Origin of the sequence: Pseudoalteromonas sp. B62, from assembly GCF_037162565.1 — a bacterium.
GTDB classification, from domain to species: Bacteria; Pseudomonadota; Gammaproteobacteria; order Enterobacterales; family Alteromonadaceae; genus Pseudoalteromonas; species Pseudoalteromonas fuliginea.
The window spans coordinates 1,090,207-1,110,680 of the sequence record NZ_JARLVB010000002.1 but is presented as its reverse complement, the minus strand read 5'-3'; the positions used below and the strand labels follow the sequence as shown (position 1 = coordinate 1,110,680).

Here is a 20,474-nt window from a genome sequence, read left to right as displayed (position 1 = left end):
TAGCGCCTTCTAGTTAGTTAAAACTTACTTGTAGTTTTCGTAAATTTTATCAAGCGGTTCCGAAAGCCCACTTTCTTGCACTATACGTACATGCTCACGTTTTAATTCGCGTGCACTAGTCACACCACAAGAATGAGCTATTAGCCCAGCGCCATAATGAATGTATTTATTATAGTTAGCTACTCGCTGCGCTTTATCAGCTACATCTAAGCCGCGTTGCAAACGCTCGTTATGCGTAGTGATCCCGGTTGGACAAGTATCTTTATTACATTGCATTGCTTGAATACAGCCCAGTGCAAACATATGACCACGAGCCGATACAACAAAATCAGCACCGAGCGCCAATGCCCAAGCAACCTTTGAAGGAACAATTAATTTACCAGAAGCGATTATTTTAATACGATCTCGAAGCCCATGTTTTTCAAGCATATTAACTACAAGCGGTAAACTTTCGCGCAGTGGTAAACCCACCGAATCCATAAGCGGTTGCGGTGCTGCGCCCGTACCACCATCAGCACTATCTATGGTAATAAAGTCAGGTGCAGACTCGATACCACGATGATTTATTTCAGCGAACAACGTTTCTAACCATCCGTATGCACCAATAACAGCTTTAAACCCTGTAGGCTTACCTGTCGCGTTACGTACAGTGGCAATCATATCAAGAATATCGGCTGGATTTTTAATTTCAGGGTGACCATTGGGGCTAATCGAATCTTGCCCTTCTGGTATCCCCCTAATTTTAGCTATTTCGGCATTAACTTTGCGCCCTGGAAGCATTCCACCCTTGCCAGGTTTAGCGCCTTGGCTCATTTTTAGTTCGAACATTTTGACTTGTTCGTGAGCCGCTATTTCTTTAAGTTTTTCAGTACTTAAATTACCGTGCTCGTCTCGTGCACCATATTTAGCGGTACCAATTTGAAAAACAATATCAGCCCCACCTTCTAAGTGATAAGGGCTTAATCCCCCTTCACCGGTGTTCATCCAACAACCTGCTAACTTAGCTCCTTTTGATAAAGCACGTACAGCGGGTTTTGATAACGCACCAAAGCTCATACCTGATACATTAAATAGCGAGTTGGTGGTGTAAGGTGTTTTACAGTATGGACCCAAAGTAACATTACTCGGGTCGAGCGCTTCTTCATCTAAAGTAGGAAACGCACAGTTCATAAACATAACTGTACCCGTTACTTCTAAGCTTTGCGTAGAGCCAAATGCCGCAGTACGGTCAACATCTTTTGCAGCACGATAAACCCAGCTTCGTTCAGCTCGATTAAATGGCATTTCTTCTCTATCTTGCGCAAAGAAGTACTGCCTGAAAAACTCCCCTTGGCGCTCAAAAAAATACCGAAAACGCCCTATCACGGGGTAATTTCGCCTTATAGCGTGCTTAGTTTGTGTAATATCGCGAAAATAAAAAACAATTACAGTAAGCACAACGCACCCGAGTAAAACTATAAACATACTTGCAAATATATCGATACTAAACATTATAAAATTGCTCATTTATGACCCTTGGTGATTTTTAAAATAAAACCTAATAAGTACTGACCGCTTTAATGAACTAAATGGCTCATCATAATTACTAACCTGCTTACTTAAAATAAATACAACTACTTACCAACAGAGTACTAACTTACATAGCTATAAAAACAACTCAGTACCCATTTTTAAAAATTATACTTATTTACTTTCCAGCTTAACTGATTCATTTTTTATATACATACGTACTTGTGTTTCTAGCACTGATAAAGGTACTGAACCATGGCGTAATATTTGATGATGGAATTCACGAATATCAAAATTTTTCCCAAGCGCTTGCTCTGCCTCAGCGCGTAAACGTTTAATAGTTAACTCACCAATTTTGTATGACAGTGCCTGTGCTGGCCACGATATATAACGATCGGTTTCCGTTTTAACATTATGCAGCGAAAGCGCGGTGTTTTCGCTCATAAAGTTCATAGCCCGATCTCTACTCCAGCCATACATGTGCATTCCCGTATCAACAACTAAACGTGCTGCTCGCCACATTTCATAAGTTAAGCGACCAAAACGGCTATATGGGTCTTGATAAAAGCCAGCTTCTAAGCCCAAGTATTCAGAGTAAAGCCCCCAACCTTCGCCAAATGCCGAAAGGTAAGCATCACGACGGTAGCTCGGTAGATTTTCAAGCTCGGCATTAAGTGATATTTGTAAATGATGTCCTGGTACTGCTTCGTGCAGAGTCAACGCTTCTAAAACATAGAGAGGGCGCTTATCTAATGCGTAAGTATTCACCCAATAATAACCTGCTTCATCATCTCGATTAGAGCCAGAATAACGGCCTGTTGTGTATTTAGGAGCAATATTGGCTGGTACGGGGGCTACGCCATAAGGTTTACGTGGCAAGGTATGAAATAGCTTAGGCAGCTGTGCATCCATTTTTTTAGCAATATAAGATGCTTCTTTTAAAAGCTGCTCTGGTGTTGTGGCATAAAATTGTGGATCCGTACGTAAAAAGTGAATAAATTCGGCGAATGTGCCTTTAAAACCTACTTCAGCTATTACGTCCTCCATTTCACTGCGAATTCGAGCGACCTCTTTTAATCCAAGTTCATGAATCTCTTTAGGCGTCATGTCGGTAGTAGTGTAATACTTAGCTCTGTTTTTATAAAATGCCTCGCCATTAGGTGTATCTGATATGCCAACGCTTGTGCGTGCACTAGGTCGATACTGCTGCGTAAAAAACACTAAATAATTTTTATAAGACTGTATAACATCTTCTTTTATAATGTTTTTAGCTTTTTGTTGTAGTGCCTTAAATTCACTATCGCTCAAACCAGCAGTATTAGTTAAAAAAGGTTTATAAAACTCAGATGTAGTTATATCGTCAACAATGTAAGCATTAATTGAATCTTCGTAACCCTCTAGCACAGCTTTAGGTTGAGTAAGGCCCGTTTCTATCCCTTTTTTCATCCAATATATGTTTTGTTCAAAAAACCGCGGAACTTGCGCCAAACGTGCAAGGTATGTATCGAAATCTTGCTGATTTTTATATTGAGAGCTATTGATGATGTATGATAATCCAGAGTGAAAACCATACTCTGATGTAAGCGGCATATAATGCGCATTGAATATATACTCATCAACGCTGTTTTGTACTTGTGCTCGAATAATGCTGAAGTTTATTTGATTTTCATCACTTAATTTATCAATGCTGACGGTATCTAAATCGGCAAGTAACTGTGTTTTATTCTTATATTCTTGCGCTAAAAATTCGGGCGATAGATTTGGTAACAAGTAACCTTTAACCCCTTTTGTATTGCTATAAGGATTAATGCTTTGTCTGTAATCAACAATGCTTTTGGCTATCTGCGTAAACTGTTGATCTGCATTTTGCGTTGTTATTTGACATGCACTTAATGAGCATAAAAACATGAAACCAAGTAAATAATGGCGCATTGGCCGCTGTAAAAAATGATTCATTGTAATTTAACTTGACGATGTAATAGATATCACAAAGCTATCGTAGGCTAAATAAATAGCAAGTAAATGAGACCAATCAACGGTTATAAACCTTACTAAAACTAAGTGTATTTCGAGAGTAAAGTATATCAACAGAAGTAAAAACAAGCTTAATTGATGAGAAAAGCAGCTATTGAGTTGTTAAAATGAAAATTTAAGTTCCGTAACTCTTTTTTTACTTTTAAATAACCGCCATAACGATTACTGTAGTAAAAAATAATAAAAGCTCGGATGCATAACCGCCTCACGGAATGAGATATTTAAATTAACTCTTATGCGTACTCAGTTGGTATTTAAAAATGATGTTCCATGATTCCATGGCAATTGCACAAGAAAAAATGACTAAAGTGTGTGTGTTTTTAGAGCGTTATGCGCTGCCGCCAACCCCGCTTAATTTTCAAGTGATTTATACCTATATTAGCCAATCCAATATAAACCTTAAAAATGCACTAGAACGTGCGATTGCAACAGAAGAAAATATAGACAGTGTTTTAATTGAACAATTATATTTTCAATTTTTAAATGAAGGGCACACAACTCAAGTCTCGATGATTCAAAATGTTGACGGTATTATCGGGTCACTTTCTCGAAATGCTCAAGCAACAGAAAAACAAATTATCCGCTTTGCTGATCAAGTAAATGAATGTGTGCATACGCTTGATGAAAACAGTATAGAACAAAGCCGTAAAGCCCTTAAAATCCTCAATACACAAACCGTAGAGTTACTAGAGCAGCATAAACAATTTAAGAAAGAACTTAGCAAAGCTAAAAAGTTACACGAAAAAACGCAAAAGCAATTAACTCAGCTCCGAAAGCAGCATATAGTAGATAGCCAAACGGGCCTTTATAAACGTCATTATTTAACTCAACAAACCCAAGTTTGGACAAATCAAGAAAAATCCATTTGTGCCATTGCTGTTCAAATAGATAACCTTGATCACTTTGTTGATAATTATGGTGATATTCTTGGTGAAGTTATTTTGAATAAAGTCGCTAAGCAAGTACAAAAGTATGTATTCCAAAGCGGTTTACCTGGACGGACTGCTAAAGACCAATTTACTATATTACTCGCCGACATTGATCCTGAAACGGCAACTTTAATAGCCGAAAAAGTACGTAATGGGGTAGAAAAGTTGCGATTTGTTAGCTCAAAAAGTGGCACAAAACTACCCGCTATAAACTTATCATTAGGGATTGCACAGCATCAGCAACAAGATGATTTTAATCAACTTGCTAAAAAAGCCTCAAATGCAGCTTTTAAAGCTCGATCTCTTGGGCAAAGTTGTTTTATTGCTGGGCATTAAATCACCTGATAAATCATATTCAAATTGCACCTGCAGTACACAATAAAGTACACTAGTGCTTATTGCCACGATAGAGATTAATCATGAACGAAACACCGCAAAAGACCACGCATTTTGGCTATAAAACGGTAGCTGAAAACGACAAAGCCTCAATGGTTGCAGACGTATTTCACTCAGTTGCAGCAAAATACGATGTAATGAATGATTTAATGTCTTTTGGTGTGCACCGCTTATGGAAACGTCAAACTATTGCCAGTTCTGGTGTTCGCAAAGGCCATCATGTACTTGATTTAGCTGGCGGCACTGGTGATTTAACGGCTAAATTTAGTCAATTAGTCGGTGAAACAGGTCAAGTTGTTTTAGGCGATATTAACTCCTCAATGCTCAAAGTGGGCCGTGAGAAGCTGCATAACTTGGGTCTTGTTGGTAATATTGACTACGTACAAATGAACGCCGAAATGCTGCCATTTCCAGATAATAGCTTTGATGTGATCACTATTGCTTTTGGTTTACGTAATGTAACCGATAAAGACAAAGCACTTCGTTCTATGTACCGTATTTTAAAGCCAGGTGGTCGCTTACTAGTGCTAGAATTTTCCAAGCCTGAGCATGAAGTACTAAGTAAAGCTTACGATTTTTATTCATTTAATTTATTACCAACAATGGGCAAACTAGTTGCTAACGACAGCGAGTCGTACAAATATTTAGCCGAATCGATTCGTATGCATCCAGATCAAGATACCCTTAAAGCAATGATGGATGACGCTGGCTTTGAACAAACAACTTATCAAAACCTAACAGGTGGTATTGTTGCACTTCACCGTGGTTTTAAATACTAAGGCAGAGTGATATGGCGCTTGAACAAGTAACTGAAAAAAATAATGATAGGTCAACCACATCTACTTTTTTCATGTTGCCTAACTTTGTACTTTCGCTTATCGAGCATGTACTTAATCAAGCACTTAAACTCGACCCAAAGCTTTCAAAAAAACTAAATGAAGTTAAAGAGCTGCGTTTAGTTGTTGAAGTAAGAGATTGGCAACAAACAATCCAACTCGTTTTTGCTGATAAAAAACTACATTTATATACCGCACAAAGCAGTGATAACGCTGATTGCATGATAAGCGCCGATATAGATACGCTTATTGCGCTAAAAAATCCAGCGATGCTTACCCAGCTAATACGCCAAGATAAACTCGACCTGCAAGGTGATTTAAATATTGCCCAAACTTACAGTAACGCATTTTCGAGTTTAGATATTGATTGGCCAGAACAACTATCAAAGCATATTGGCGATGGCCCGGCCCAGCAACTTTATTTACACTTAACCTCGCTCAAGCAGCAAAACAGTAAAGTAAAAAAGCAGTTAGCCACTACACTTACTAGTTTATGTCAGGATGAGCTTGCTATAACTATTCATCCCTTAGAGCTTGAGCAATTCAAACAACAAAACCGAGTAATTAAAAGCCAAGTTGCTGCTATTGAACAGCGTATAAACGCCTTATTAAACATCGTAACCCGCTAAGGATTTTTTGTGTCGACTGCACGATTGTATTACATCACTAAAACACTACTTAGCTACGGGTTAGATGAGTTAGTCCCTAAGCATAAAACGCCCTGGTTTGCCAAAATAGTGCGTGGAAGCTTTTTTGGCTACGCAATCAGCATAAAGATAAATCCGTAGGGTTGCGTTTACGTCTTGCATTACAAGAACTTGGTCCTGTATGGATTAAGTTTGGCCAAATGCTCTCCACCCGTCGCGATTTACTACCACACGATATAGCCCTAGAGCTCGCGTTTTTACAAGATCAGGTACAACCTTTTGAAGGTGAACTTGCACAAGAAATCATTGAAAAAGCACTCGAAATTAATGATATAAGTGAATTATTTAGTGAGTTTTCACAAACACCGCTGGCCTCGGCATCTATAGCGCAAGTACACACAGCAAAACTTATTGATGAGCACAACATTGAGCAAGATGTTGTAATAAAAGTTATTCGTCCAAATATTCATGAACAGATTAATGCTGACTTAGCGTTAATGGAAAAGCTCGCTAAAGTACTTGCCAAAGTACATAACGAGTCAAAACGCCTGCGCCCTGTAGAAGTTGTTAAAGAGTATAAAAAAACACTCCTTGATGAACTCGACTTAATGCGAGAAGGCGCTAATGGCATTCAGCTTAAGCGTAACTTTGAAGATTCTGATTCTCTTTATATCCCTGCAGTTTATAGCGATTATAGCCGCCATAATATATTAGTGATGGAGCGTATTTACGGCATACCTGTCTCTGATACTGATGCACTATTAGCACAAAATACAAATATGAAATTACTTGCTGAACGCGGTGTAGAGGTGTTTTTTACACAAGTATTTAGAGACAGTTTTTTTCATGCTGATATGCATCCTGGCAATATATTTGTCTCTCGCGAACATCCTGAAAACCCAAAATACATTGGTATAGATTGTGGTATTGTTGGTACGCTTAATAAAGAAGATAAACGCTATTTAGCTGAAAATTTCATTGCCTTTTTTAATCGTGATTATCGCCAAGTTGCCCAGCTACATGTTGATTCAGGTTGGGTACCACCCGATACCAGCATTGAAGAATTTGAATTTGCGATTCGTACAGTGTGTGAGCCTATATTTAACAAACCACTTGCTGAAATTTCATTTGGTCATGTGCTTGTTAATTTATTTAATACCGCACGCCGCTTTAATATGCAGGTACAACCTCAACTCGTACTACTACAAAAAACTTTATTGTATGTTGAAGGGTTAGGCAGACAGCTTTACCCGCAACTGGATTTATGGAAAACAGCTAAACCCTTTTTAGAAGACTGGGTAAAACAACAAGTCGGCCCATTATCTGTATTGAAACAAATGTATGCTAATTTACCTTTTTGGGCAGAAAAAATGCCCGAGCTACCGGATTTAATTTATCAAAATTTAAAGCGAACTCCTCGCACTCAAGTACAAATACAAAAGGTATCTCAAAAACCTTTAATCTTGGGCTTGTTTGGTAGTGCGACAATAATCATGTCAGCTCTTTGTTATTTACAGCACGATTTAATTGCTGCCAGCATCGCTATTAGCTGCTCTGCTGTTAGCTTTATAACTGCATGGCGCAGCGCATAAACTAAGTGCTATTTGCGTTATTGAGCGTATAATTAGTATTTAAAATATACATTTAATCATTTTATAGACTGGAGATAACCATGGGTTTTGGTGGTATTAGTATTTGGCAATTATTGATTGTACTAGCAATCATCGTTCTTCTTTTTGGTACTAAAAAGTTACGTGGAATGGGTGGGGACTTAGGCGGTGCTGTTAAAGGCTTTAAAAAAGCCATGTCTGATGAAAAAAGTACAGAACAAGACACTACCGAGCAAATCCAAAAATCAGAAAATGCAGCTCCAAACGATCCAGCTAACGCTGAAAAAACCAAAGATAGTAATAAGGTTTAATTAGCATGGGAATGTGGGAGCTTGTTATTGTTCTTATTGTTGGTTTAGTGGTTTTAGGCCCTGAACGCTTGCCTGTGGCTATAAGAACAGTGAGCCGCTGGATTAAAACAGCCAAGTCGCTAGCTAATTCAGTTAAAGCCGAAGTCAGTGAAGAGCTGCGTGTGCACGAACTACATGAAAACCTTAAAAAAGCAGAACAAAAAAATCTAAAAGATTTGAGTCCAGAACTACAAAACTCATTGAGCGAGCTACAACAAGCAGCTCAATCAGTTACCCACAGCTATAAAAAACAACCGCCAAAGACAGAAAACAACCAACATATTGATGAAAAAAAGTGAAATTAATTTCCTTTTCAATGGTCAACTTACTAAATGGTATAAATAATAATGGTTGAGCAAGTAAAATCGGGGTTTGTGGCTCACTTAATTGAGTTACGAGATCGACTTATAAAAGCACTATTGAGCATTTTCGTTATTTTTATTGCCATAGTGTATTTTGCAAATGACATTTACGCTTTTGTTGCACAGCCGCTAGTCTCACATTTGCCAAGCACTGCAACTATGATTGCAACTGATGTGACAGCACCTTTTTTCGCCCCTTTTAAACTGACTTTATTTGTCGCTTTATTTGCATCTATTCCATGGATATTACATCAAATTTGGGGGTTTATCGCACCAGGGTTATATCAGCACGAAAAGAAAATGCTCATGCCTATTCTCGCCTCTAGCATAATACTGTTTTATGGTGGTATAGCCTTTTGTTACTTTGTAGTACTGCCAATTATTTTAGGCTTTTTTACAAGCGCAGGTCCTGAGATGATGACTCTTGCGCCCGACATAAGTAGTTATTTAGGATTTGTATTAAAATTATTTTTTGCTTTTGGTGTCGCGTTTGAAATTCCAGTTGCCATTATGCTGCTATGCTGGAGTGGCGCAACAACGACAACAAGCTTAAAAGAAAAACGCCCTTATATCGTGGTAGGTGTTTTTGTAGTCGCGATGTTTTTAACACCGCCCGACGTATTATCACAAACATTACTAGCGTTTCCGATGCTGCTTTTGTTTGAACTAGGCTTAATTTTAGCGAAATTTTATACCGCTAAACCACAACAAGAATCTGAGGAATAAAATGAAAAAACAACTACTCTCACTATTGGTTTTATTAAGCGCACCCACATTTGCTGCGCAAACAGAAATTAACACTCAAGCATTACAAGCATGTAGCTTTATTGAAAACGACTTTAACCGTTTGCTATGTTACGACAATACTATTGCGGGTAAATCGCTAACCAAGCCATCAGTTTCAAAAGTTTTAGCACCACCAACAACAAATACTAACGTGCCAATACCTGCTCCAACACAGAAAGCGTCATCAGTTGCAAATGCCGATGATTTTGGTTTAGAGCATAAAGAGATATACAAAGAAAAAGATACTGAAATTAAAGCTACAATTACTTCAATAGAGAAAGCAGCTTATGGTGAGCTCATTATTAATTTAGATAATGATCAACAATGGCGTCAAATTGGCTCTGATAGTATGCGCTTAAAAGAAAGTGATACGGTTGTTATAACTCGTGGTGTTTTTAACTCATTTTTATTAAAAAAAGCGAATCAAAATCGCTCTATTCGCGTTAAGCGCACTAAGTAATGTCGTATACCTTAATTGATGCTGGTGTTAATTTAACTAACCATCAGTTTGATGAACAGCATCAAAGTTTTCATTCCTTTAGCACCAATATGATTTTGGTCCTTTTATTGATGATGAACATTTTGGCGGGTGAACTGATCATCCATTTGAAACATTAAATTATAACGACCTTCTTGTTGTTTCTTGGAGCAAAGATGTTTCTTCGACGATGAATCAGATGGGCATTGAGCTTTGATGAGACGTGAATCGGCTGTTCGATGGATGCACTAAATGAGAATGCCGACTTTGATATGAACTTCGCTTTGTAAGTTGGAGTTCTGTTTTCTTTGTTGTTGTTGAGATGCTGAAAATGTGCTACTTTATTGATTGTGTGCATTTTACCATATGGTATGCAACTGGTTAAAGTTTTCAGCTGGATTTGGGCTACTTGTTTGCTACACGAGCATTTGGCAACATTGGTTGTTGGATAGTTCATTCTTTGGACATTTCATTTGATTCTGCATGATTGCGTGTTCATTTCATTGAATACATTGTTGTGGCTTTACTGGGCTTAGATGACACGAGTTGAAGCAAATGACAATGAAGCAATAGCACTTCTGGTTATGATGACAAAAGCTTGTAGGTGATTATGATTTTGCTGATTATGATTTTGCAGTCTGTAGATGGTCTTTAATGGTCTTTAATTGATGGTCTTTAGATGGGAGTGTCATTTTGGTAGTTATTCTGCTTTGTGCCTTCGTTGGCAAGGTTGTTCTGCATTGTTGGTACCCAAGCTTTGCCTTTGTTGTGCCATGTTCTGGTTTTTCATAGTATGTTCAGTGTGTCTCTGATGGGTTTGTTTGTTGACCTTTAGCTTGTTGATGGGCTTTTTGTTAATATTTAAGCTTGATCACGTATGATGATGTACCCTTTGTGCCCTTTATCACACTGTGTCTTCGTTGGTAGTTTAACTTTGCTGGCAAGATGTGTTGATTAGCGTGAAGGGTATGTATTTCAATTTCCTTCATTAGGCTTGCTCTGATTTTAGTTATTTCTGCTAGCTTTTAACTTCTGCTTTTATCTTCTGCTCTTGCACTATAATGTATTTATGCATTAATTTTATTATACTGTTTTATGATTTATTTTTTTCCGAAAATACGACTACAACGGGTATACAGCAACTAATGAGCTCTATGTTACTGATGCTTATTACCTTGTTGTTTTTACCTTTACAGCAACTCATTTGCCAACCTAAACGCTCTACGCTGTTAAAGGTACAAACGATAATAACCAGCCTATTTGCCATTTCATTACTATGTGTTTGGCTGCTACCTAACTTAATCGTTACTTTATTTAGCCTTGTAACTATTCCTATTATTTTGTGCTTTTATATTATCACTACACTTATATGTACTCGTAGTGACCCATCCAAACAAAATAAAGGCCTTTTACTGACTTTAATCTTCTTCCTTATAGTTATGGCCTACTTTATTGCTACAGCAATGGGCTGGTATTCACTTGGTCAGAATAGTTTAGTTATTGTCTTTATTTGCTTTTTTAGCTGTATTTTTTGTTTGTGCTATACCGTAATGGAAAAGTTTATTTTGCAACGCGACCAACAAATAGTTACGCAGCAAACCTTGATTGCTAAAAATACGGCGCAAGATACACTCTTAAACGAACGTCTAGCGTTACAAGAGAAAGCTCGCCGAGAGTTAGAAGCGCTTGTCGACGAACGAACCTTTGAACTGCAAGTAACCTTAAGAGAGCTTGAAGAGAAAAATAGAGAACTTGAGCAGCTTAATACTGAAGATGCTTTAACCGGTATAAAAAACCGTCGCTTTTTTGATAAGAAATTAATAATGGAGCTTCGCCGTTCTCGCCGAGAGCAAACGCCATTAAGTATTATTATGCTTGATATAGACCGCTTCAAAACAATTAATGATACGTATGGTCATTTAACTGGCGATCAGGTTATTAGAGCGGTGTCAGACATTATAAAAAATAATCTAAAGCGTCCACTTGATGAAGTTGCACGCTACGGTGGCGAAGAATTTGTAGTGCTGCTTCCAAATACACCCAATGAAGGCGCGTTAGATATTGCAGAACAAATACGCGAAACAATTGCGCAAAGTACTGTAATTGTTGCTGGCACTGACATTAAATTTACAATTAGTGCTGGTGTTTACACTAGCGTCGCAGATGATCTTAACACCCCCGAAATATTTACCGAGCACGCTGATAAAGCCCTCTATTACGCTAAACAGCACGGTCGTAACCAAGTAATTAATTTTCCAATTCCACAGTAGGAGTATTCTAATATGGCCCAATCAGGACTAGACCTTTTTCCGTATACTCGTATGCGCAGAATGCGTAGAAGCGATTTTTCTCGTCGTCTAATGGCTGAAAACCAACTTAGCGTAAACGATTTAATCTACCCTGTTTTCGTACTTGAAGGTAAAAATCGTCGTGAAGCGATTGAATCAATGCCCGGCATTGAACGTTTATCAATAGATTTATTGCTTATTGAGGCAAAAGAGCTCGTTGAGCTCTGCGTGCCAGCCATTGCAATCTTTCCGGTAACGCCTACAGATAAAAAGTCATTATTCGCCGAAGAAGCTTACAATGAAGATGGTTTAGTGCAGCGAACTGTTCGCGCTTTAAAAGAAGCTTACCCTGAACTCGGTGTAATTACTGATGGTGCACTTGACCCATTCACTACACATGGGCAAGACGGCATCATTGATGACTCAGGTTACGTCATCAATGATGTAACAACTGAAATATTGGTTAAACAAGCACTTTCTCATGCACAAGCTGGAGCCGATGTTATCGCTCCTTCAGATATGATGGATGGCCGTATTGGCGCAATTCGTGAAGCACTTGAAGCGGATGGCTTTATCCATACTCGCATTATGGCTTATTCAGCTAAGTATGCCTCTAGCTATTATGGTCCTTTCAGAGATGCAATAGGTTCTGCAGGGAATTTAAAAGGTGCTGACAAAAAGACCTACCAGATGGATCCTGCAAACTCTGACGAAGCAATACGTGAAGTTGCATTAGACTTACAAGAAGGCGCTGATATGGTTATGGTTAAACCTGGCATGCCTTATTTAGATATTGTACGTCGCGTAAAAGATGAATTTGGCGTGCCAACTTTCGCCTATCAAGTTAGCGGCGAATACGCTATGCACAAAGCCGCAATCGATAATGGCTGGCTGAACGAGGAAGCAACAATAATGGAATCTCTCTTGGCATTTAAGCGAGCTGGTGCTGATGGTATTCTGACTTATTTCGCTAAACAAGCTGCACAATACTTAAAAAGTAAATAATGTAATACAATAGTCACAATTTCGCTATTTTTGCTTTCATTTTATTTACTTATTGTATTTTATTTGTAATAAATTTTCCTTAAACTAAGTGTCCCATTTGGGACACAATACACGGGAAAAAAATAATAATGTTTAAAACAAAAATAACGCCACTAGCGCTTGTTATAGCAAGCCTTAGTGCACCAGCCTCCGCTAATCTTATCATTTCGGAATATGTAGAAGGAAGTAGCAACAATAAAGCAATTGAGCTTTATAATAACTCGACTGATTCGTTATCACTTGCTGGCTATAAATTAAATTTATATGTGAACGGTAAAACAACGATACAATCTACGCTCGACTTATCAGCTACTTTACCTGCCAACGGAACCTATGTAATCGTAAACCCAAGTTCAAATGATGAGCTAAAAGGTAAAGCTGATTTAGAGCATAGTGTTACAAGCTTTAACGGTGATGATGCATTAGTTCTAATTCAAGGCGACACTGTCATTGATAGTTTTGGTCAATTTGGTACGGATCCGGGCTCTTATTGGTCTGAAGGTGGCGTACAAACACAAAATAAAACACTTCGTCGCAACGATAGCGTCCTCGTTGGCCGTACCTCGCCAAGCGCTCCTTTTGACCCAAGCGAAGAATGGGTGCAATTTGACCAAGATGATTTTTCTGGTTTAGGCGTATTTGGTAGTGACTCCGCTCCAGTACCAGAACCTGAGCCACTAGATCCATTAGTATGTGGTGCAGATAAAACATTGATTAGCGCTATTCAAGGCGATGGTGCAGCAAGCCCTCTTGTGGGTAGTGTTGTTGAACTTGAAGGCGTTGTAACAGCAGACTTCCAAGGCGACGATGAGTTAAAAGGCTTTTTTATAAGCTCACTTGCTGCAGATATAGACGCTAACCCACTGACTTCTGAAGGCCTGTTTGTTTACTTTGCAGATACTGACGTAAGTGTAGGCGACCATGTACGTGTGCAAGGTACTGTTGAAGAATATTTTGATGCAACACAAATCGGCAGCGTAAGCCAAGTAGCTGTTTGTGATACTGGCTTAGCTTCAACCGCTACAAAAATAACTTTGCCTTTAGCTGATGCAACTTATTTAGAATCGTTTGAAGGTATGCTAGTAACGCTAGAACAGCCATTAGTTGTTACCAATAACTTTGGCCTTGGTCGATATGGTGAAGTTGAAGTCGCGACTGAGCGCTTGTATCAAGGTACGCAAGTTGCGTTACCTGGTGATACTGCTAACGCAGTTGAAGCCGAAAACTTAACTAAGAAAATATTAATCGATGATGGCTCAACTGTTCAAAATCTAGATCCTACAGCCTATCCAACTCCTGGTTTATCAGCAGAAAATACATTACGTACTGGTGATACAGTAAATACAGTGACTGGTGCACTTGCTTATAGCTTTAGCCTTTACCGAATTCACCCAACTGTAGCACCTCAATTTATTGCAACAAATGCACGTAAAGACGCACCTGAACTTAATGCTGAGGCAGATTTACGTGTAGCAAGCTTTAACGTACTTAATTACTTTAATGGTGATGGCCAAGGTGAAGGGTTCCCTACGAGTCGCGGTGCAGATTCTGAAGCTGAATTTATTCGTCAAGAAGCCAAAATTGTAAGTGCCATTAGCGCAATGCAAGCTGATGTTGTTGGTTTGATGGAAATCGAAAATGATGGTTTTGGTGAATTTAGCGCTATTGCTAGCTTAGTTAATGCATTAAACGAAGCTGATGCAGCTAACCAGTATGCATTTGTTGACTTTGGTCTTGATCAAATCGGTACAGATGCAATCACGACTGCGTTGATTTATCGTGCTAATAAGGTAGAAGAAGTCGGTACTGCCGCTATTACTACTGATGCACCATTTGATTTTAGTAATCGTACTCCTATCGCACAAAGCTTTAAATCTTTAGCAACTGATGAAGTATTTACTGTAGCCGTAGCGCACTTAAAGTCTAAAGGTGGTTGTGGTAGTGCAAGCGGTGCGAACGAAGATCAAAATGATGGCCAAGCTTGTTGGAATGAAATACGTACACAAGGTGCGAATGCATTCGCAGATTGGCTTGATAGCAAACCAACGGGTGTTGACGACGAAGATACTATTCTAGTTGGCGACATGAATGCTTACGCAATGGAAGATCCAATACGTGCGTTTGCTGATAAAGGATATAAAAATGTAGTCGCAGAGCTTGATGGCAATACTCTTGCTTACTCTTATAGCTTCTCTGGCCGTGCTGGTAGCCTTGACCATGCAGTAGCTAGTGCATCATTACTTAGCAAGGTAGTATCAGCTAAAGATTGGCATATTAATGCTGATGAACCAATTTCGCTTGATTACAATGTTGAATTTAAAAGTGATGCTCAACAATCAAGTTTATATTCTCAAAGCGCATACCGCGCCTCAGATCATGATCCTGTAATTGTTGATATAAAATCTGAAATTACGCTAACACCAGAAGAGCAAACACCCGTTATTACAGCGAATCAAACGTTTGCTATTGATGAAAATAGCGCGATTGGGACAGTAATTGGTACGCTTGATTTTAGTGACCCTAATGCAGATGAGTCACCAGTTGTTAAATTTATTGTATCAGGAAACAGCAGTGTTTCTATTAACAACCAGGGACAACTCATTGTAGCCGGTGAGTTAGATTACGAGTTTGAAAACCGCATTACCTTATCTGTTCAAGCACAAGATAGTGCAGGTAACGTATCTAAAGCTGAAAATGTAGCTATTAAAGTTAATAACCTACGTTCAGATGACGATAACGATGCAGGTTCATTATTTTGGTTAACACTTCTTTTAGCACCGCTATCAATCGTGCGTAGATTTAAAAAGAAATAACTAATTTAGATACCCTTAAAAAGCCGCAATCGCGGCTTTTTTTATTTTTATACAAATGTAATTCAGACAAGCTTCAGTAAACACCTCGTAATATCGCCTTATTATATAAATCATCGTCAACTAACTAACCAAGTAAGAAGCAACTACATAGCCGTGGGTGTTTTTTACACGAAGAGTGGTCGAGATCTTTTATGCCTCTTACTTAGCTTTTTGATTTTTAATGTATTTATTTAGGTTTAAAAATTGCTTAAGTAAATAACTTAGTCTCAACCCTAAAAATAAGTCGTGTTTTTATAAAGGAATGAAAATGAAACAATTTACCCATCGATTATCAACATGGCAAAAGAGCTCAAAGCCACTCTTGGGTCTACTTATTATATTTTCGGCTTGGGGTAACAGCAATCAAGCATTTGCAGCTACAACAGAAGCAGCCATTCCACAAAGTAGTTTATTTGACGTTGTAAGCGCGCGTGCTAAAAAACTAGCAAGTGAAGAATATATAGCTCCAAAAAACATTGAACTCGATGCTCTCAATAATATTGATTATCAAGATTATCGCTCTATCCGCTTCAAACAAGACAAGTCAGTGTGGAAAGACGAAGGTCTTTACGAGCTACAGCTATTCCACCCCGGTTTTTTATATAAAACACCCGTTACAATTAATACTGTTAATAGTGACTCAAAACGCACCCGCCTCCCATTTAGTACTGACTTTTATCAGTACGATGGCACTGCTGCTCCTCTAAAAGAAGAAATTACTAAAAGCATTGCCAATACTCAGCTTGGTCACGCTGGCTTTCGATTACATTACCCACTAAATACCAATGAGTACAAAGATGAAGTAATGGTATTTCAAGGTGCATCTTATTTTCGTATTGTTGGCCCAAAGCAAGTTTACGGATTGTCTGCTCGCGGTTTAGCGATTGATACTGCAGAAGCTTCAGGCGAAGAATTCCCAATGTTTAAAGAGTTTTGGTTAGTTAAGCCAAAACTAGATCAAACTAATATTGTTATGTTTGCACTACTTGATAGCCCATCAGTGTCGGGGGCATATAGGTTCGATGTAGACCCAACCACAAATACGGCTGTAAAAGTAAATATGCAAATATTTGCACGTAAAGACGTTAAAAAACTAGGTATTGCCCCCTTAACGAGTATGTTTTATCACGGTGAAAACAGTACTAAATTTTTTGATGACTACCGCCCTGAAGTACACGATTCAGACGGTTTATTAACACAATCGCAAGATAATAAATGGGTGTGGCGCCCACTTAACAATCCCGCGCAACTAAGCGTCACTTCTTTTACATACGAGAACCCAAAAGGTTTTGGTTTAGCGCAACGCGATCGTGATTTTAATAACTACTTTGATACAGAAGCTCATTACCACGACCGCCCTAGCCTTTGGATTGAACCAGAAGGTGAATGGGGTAATGGTCGAGTTGAGCTAGTAGAGATACCAACTGACACAGAAACTAATGACAATATAGTAAGTTATTGGGTACCTGAAAAACCCTTCAAAGCGGGAGATTCATTAAAACTAAGCTATAAAATGACGACTTTTAATGCCCATTTAAACCAACATGAAAAAGCACGCGTGGTGCGTACTAGAATTGGCAGTGCAGCACTACCAGGTGAAGACAATCCTCCACCAAAAAGTCACCGTCAATTTACTGTCGACTTTTCAGGACCAGAGCTTAACCAGCTCTCTAAAAAGCTAGATTTAAAGGCTGATATACAGCTAACAACAGGTGAAGTGAGTGATGTAACAATACAAAAGCTACCTGATACATATGGATGGCGTGTGGCCTTTAAAATCGCCCCACAAGACGGAAAACCAGTAGATATGCGTTTATCGCTAAAACTACGTGAAAAAGAAATTAGTGAGGTATGGAGCTATGTTTGGTATCCAAATGACATCAAGTAAGCAAAACAAGGGAACGTCAATGCCTTTCAAAACAGTTCGTGTATGGCTGTTTGCTATTGCAGCTCTTGGCATATCAGGTTACGGCATATCTATTATGTTTGAAATTTTAAATTCAAACGGTATGACCTTACTTGAATATGCATTACTCGCCCTATTTTCAATTACGTTTGCGTGGATTGTTACTGCATTTTGTAGCGGTACAATTGGTTTCTTACTGCAACTACTGCGCATCGATCCACTAACTTTAAAGCGTATTAAGTCAATCTCTTTCGACAGCCAAGCACTTGCTAAGCAAAGAACAGCGGTTGTTATGCCAATCTATAACGAAGATACTCATCGTGTTATCGCAGGCTTTGAAGTAAGCCTAGAATCACTAAAAGAAACAGGGCAACTAGATCACTTTGACTTTTATTTACTTAGCGATACCCAAGACCCACAAATAGCCAAAAACGAGTTAAGTGCATGGCATGCATTGTGTGAGCGATTAGGCAGTACAGCTAAACACGTTTTTTACCGTCGCCGCGAAGATAATAAACACCGCAAGGTAGGCAACCTAACTGATTTTTGTGAACGTTGGGGCAGCCAGTACGACCATATGATTGTACTTGATGCTGATAGCGTAATGACCGGAAAGTGCATGCTAGAGCTTACTACAAGCATGCTAAACAACCCGCAAGCAGGCCTTATTCAAACAATTCCTATCCCCGTTCGTCAAGATACTTTTTTTGGCCGCTTTTTACAGTTTGCATCCGTACTTTACAGCCCAATGCTAGCGACTGGTTCTGCTTTTTGGCAAACCGATAAAGCAAACTATTGGGGCCACAACGCAATCATTAGAGTTGAGGCGTTTATTACCTGTTGCGGTTTACCAACGCTTAAAGGTAATGCCCCATTTGGTGGTGAAATACTAAGTCATGACTTTGTAGAAGCCTCTTTGTTACACAGTGCTAATTGGGACGTATTGCTACTATCAGACATTGAAGGGAGTTATGAAGAAGTTCCAAGTAACATTTTAGATTATGCTGTACGCGACAGACGTTGGGTACAAGGGAATATCCAACACCTTGGTTTACTGTCCTCATCAAAATTAAAGTTAATGAGTAAATTTCATTTTTTACTGGGAGCAACGGCCTATATTTCATCGCTAATTTGGCTATCAATGCTCGCACTAAGTACGATTGATGCCGTAACACGTGCGCTTAATAGCGATGTTTACTTTAATCGCGCGTACCAATTATTTCCGACGTGGCAAATTGCCAAAACCGAACTGATTGATTCACTACTTTACTTAACAATCATAATTTTACTACTACCTAAATTAATGGGTGTTATTGTTACATTAGTGCACAGAAACAAACGCTTTGGTGGTTCAATTAAGCTGATACTAGGCTCAATCATTGAAACCGTATTTGCTATTATTGTTGCACCATTAATGATGGTATTTCATGCTTACTTTGTTATATGCGTATTTTTAGGTAAAAAAGTAAAGTGGGATGCACAGCCTCGTGAAGGTCGAATGGTTCCTTGGAGGGAAGCGTTTGGTTATACGCTATTTTCAACTATCGTCGCGATTGCATGGGGCAGCACAGCGTATTACTTTACCCCTGTATTTTTTGGTGGTTGTCGCCAATACTATTAGGCTTAATACTCGCAGCACCTATAGTCCGTTACTCAAGTAGCATTAAGCTAGGCGTATTCCTTAGAGATCTAGGTATATTTATTTGCCCTAGTGAAGTAGATAACGATGCTACTTTAGAAGCGCTTAAGGTTCATCTCAAAAAGATTTCTGTACCTCAAGAAGGTCAATATCCAACAACTATTCCAACACTGCCAAAAGAGCATGTGGTTACAATGCCCATTCAAAGCTTTAATAAGCCACACAAGCTAAAGATGAAAGCGCTAAAAGCTAAAGCGATAAAAAAGTTTAATTAGCGCTAAATAAAAGAGCCGTTAAAAACCAAAAAAGGAGCAATAAGTTGCTCCTTTTTTATTGTCTAATAAATATTTTTCCGCATTAAAATAGTTAACCTGAGCTCTGGTTAAGAGATTTACCAACGTCTTGAATTATAGTGATATTTAAATTTATTTTCTCTAGCCAGAGATTTTCAGTGAAAACAAGGCGAATTTACGCGTCAATCGCTGGCCTATTACAAGTAAATTCAACGCAGTGAGCGCTGAAAATAGCTGCTTGAGATAGATTTATTATCCAGAGTTCAGATTATACCAATCTGCTTATATATGGGGCCTATTTGACGTTAAGAAAATTACGCTAGAACTAGGCAAAATTTTTGTATCTAGTTGTTCTAAATAGAAAATTTTTAACGACGTTATAGTGCAATTTAATTCGTTAAATTGATCAAAGATTTATGCAGGTTGGTATTAGTTAAGATCTCCCATCAAAAATTAACCTAATAAAAAATAGCAGACCACATAAATGAACATGCTTTTATTAAAAATATAGAGCT

Annotated in this window: 12 protein-coding genes and 3 pseudogenes; 13 read left to right on the top strand and 2 right to left on the bottom strand. The window is 38.5% G+C overall.

From position 1 onward, the window contains the following. Positions 1-24: 24 nt before the first annotated feature. Positions 25-1,506, bottom strand: a complete 1,482-nt coding sequence (locus P4S71_RS09590; protein ID WP_033023783.1) for an FMN-binding glutamate synthase family protein — start codon at positions 1,504-1,506, stop codon at positions 25-27. 177 nt (positions 1,507-1,683) lie between these two features. After that, positions 1,684-3,465 (bottom strand): DUF885 domain-containing protein, encoded by a 1,782-nt coding sequence (locus P4S71_RS09585; protein ID WP_337150563.1) that lies wholly within the window; start codon positions 3,463-3,465, stop codon positions 1,684-1,686. Positions 3,466-3,821: 356 nt separating this feature from the next. Here P4S71_RS09585 and P4S71_RS09580 point away from each other — a divergent pair, with 356 nt between their 5' ends. From P4S71_RS09580 to mdoH, 13 genes and pseudogenes are all read left to right on the top strand, one after another. Continuing rightward, positions 3,822-4,808: a GGDEF domain-containing protein gene (locus tag P4S71_RS09580; RefSeq protein ID WP_033038588.1), complete on the top strand. Its 987-nt coding sequence runs from the start codon at positions 3,822-3,824 to the stop codon at positions 4,806-4,808. Between the two features lie 83 nt (positions 4,809-4,891). After that, positions 4,892-5,647, top strand: a complete 756-nt coding sequence (ubiE, locus tag P4S71_RS09575) for a bifunctional demethylmenaquinone methyltransferase/2-methoxy-6-polyprenyl-1,4-benzoquinol methylase UbiE (protein WP_007378026.1) — start codon at positions 4,892-4,894, stop codon at positions 5,645-5,647. A gap of 11 nt (positions 5,648-5,658) precedes the next feature. Beyond that, a complete protein-coding gene (locus P4S71_RS09570; protein ID WP_033031179.1) occupies positions 5,659-6,333 on the top strand; it encodes a ubiquinone biosynthesis accessory factor UbiJ in 675 nt (224 codons plus the stop codon). Positions 6,334-6,342: 9 nt separating this feature from the next. After that, a pseudogene (gene ubiB / locus P4S71_RS09565) lies at positions 6,343-7,943 on the top strand (ubiquinone biosynthesis regulatory protein kinase UbiB). An 80-nt stretch (positions 7,944-8,023) separates the two neighbouring features. Next, entirely contained in the window at positions 8,024-8,272 is a 249-nt protein-coding gene (gene tatA, locus P4S71_RS09560; RefSeq protein WP_007378023.1) for a Sec-independent protein translocase subunit TatA, read from the top strand. 5 nt (positions 8,273-8,277) lie between these two features. After that, positions 8,278-8,610, top strand: a complete 333-nt coding sequence (gene tatB, locus P4S71_RS09555) for a Sec-independent protein translocase protein TatB (protein WP_337119689.1) — start codon at positions 8,278-8,280, stop codon at positions 8,608-8,610. 48 nt (positions 8,611-8,658) lie between these two features. Continuing rightward, on the top strand, positions 8,659-9,399 hold the full coding sequence (gene tatC, locus P4S71_RS09550) for a twin-arginine translocase subunit TatC (RefSeq protein WP_007378021.1): 741 nt from the start codon (positions 8,659-8,661) through the stop codon (positions 9,397-9,399). A 1-nt stretch (position 9,400) separates the two neighbouring features. Next, entirely contained in the window at positions 9,401-9,919 is a 519-nt protein-coding gene (locus P4S71_RS09545) for a hypothetical protein (protein WP_096792210.1), read from the top strand. Between the two features lie 1,142 nt (positions 9,920-11,061). Beyond that, positions 11,062-12,207 (top strand): annotated as a pseudogene (locus P4S71_RS09540) (GGDEF domain-containing protein); the annotation flags it as partial. Between the two features lie 12 nt (positions 12,208-12,219). Next, on the top strand, positions 12,220-13,230 hold the full coding sequence (hemB, locus tag P4S71_RS09535) for a porphobilinogen synthase (RefSeq protein ID WP_337150562.1): 1,011 nt from the start codon (positions 12,220-12,222) through the stop codon (positions 13,228-13,230). Positions 13,231-13,358: 128 nt separating this feature from the next. Then, complete coding sequence (locus P4S71_RS09530) at positions 13,359-16,082, top strand: ExeM/NucH family extracellular endonuclease (protein ID WP_096792208.1); 2,724 nt, start codon at positions 13,359-13,361, stop codon at positions 16,080-16,082. A gap of 307 nt (positions 16,083-16,389) precedes the next feature. Then, the gene (locus P4S71_RS09525) at positions 16,390-18,009 is read left to right on the top strand and encodes a glucan biosynthesis protein G (protein ID WP_337150561.1); all 1,620 of its coding nucleotides are present in this window, start codon (positions 16,390-16,392) and stop codon (positions 18,007-18,009) included. Beyond that, a pseudogene (gene mdoH / locus P4S71_RS09520) lies at positions 17,981-19,941 on the top strand (glucans biosynthesis glucosyltransferase MdoH). The gene P4S71_RS09525 and the pseudogene mdoH overlap by 29 nt, the downstream one beginning before the upstream one ends. The last annotated feature ends 533 nt before the right edge of the window (positions 19,942-20,474 follow it).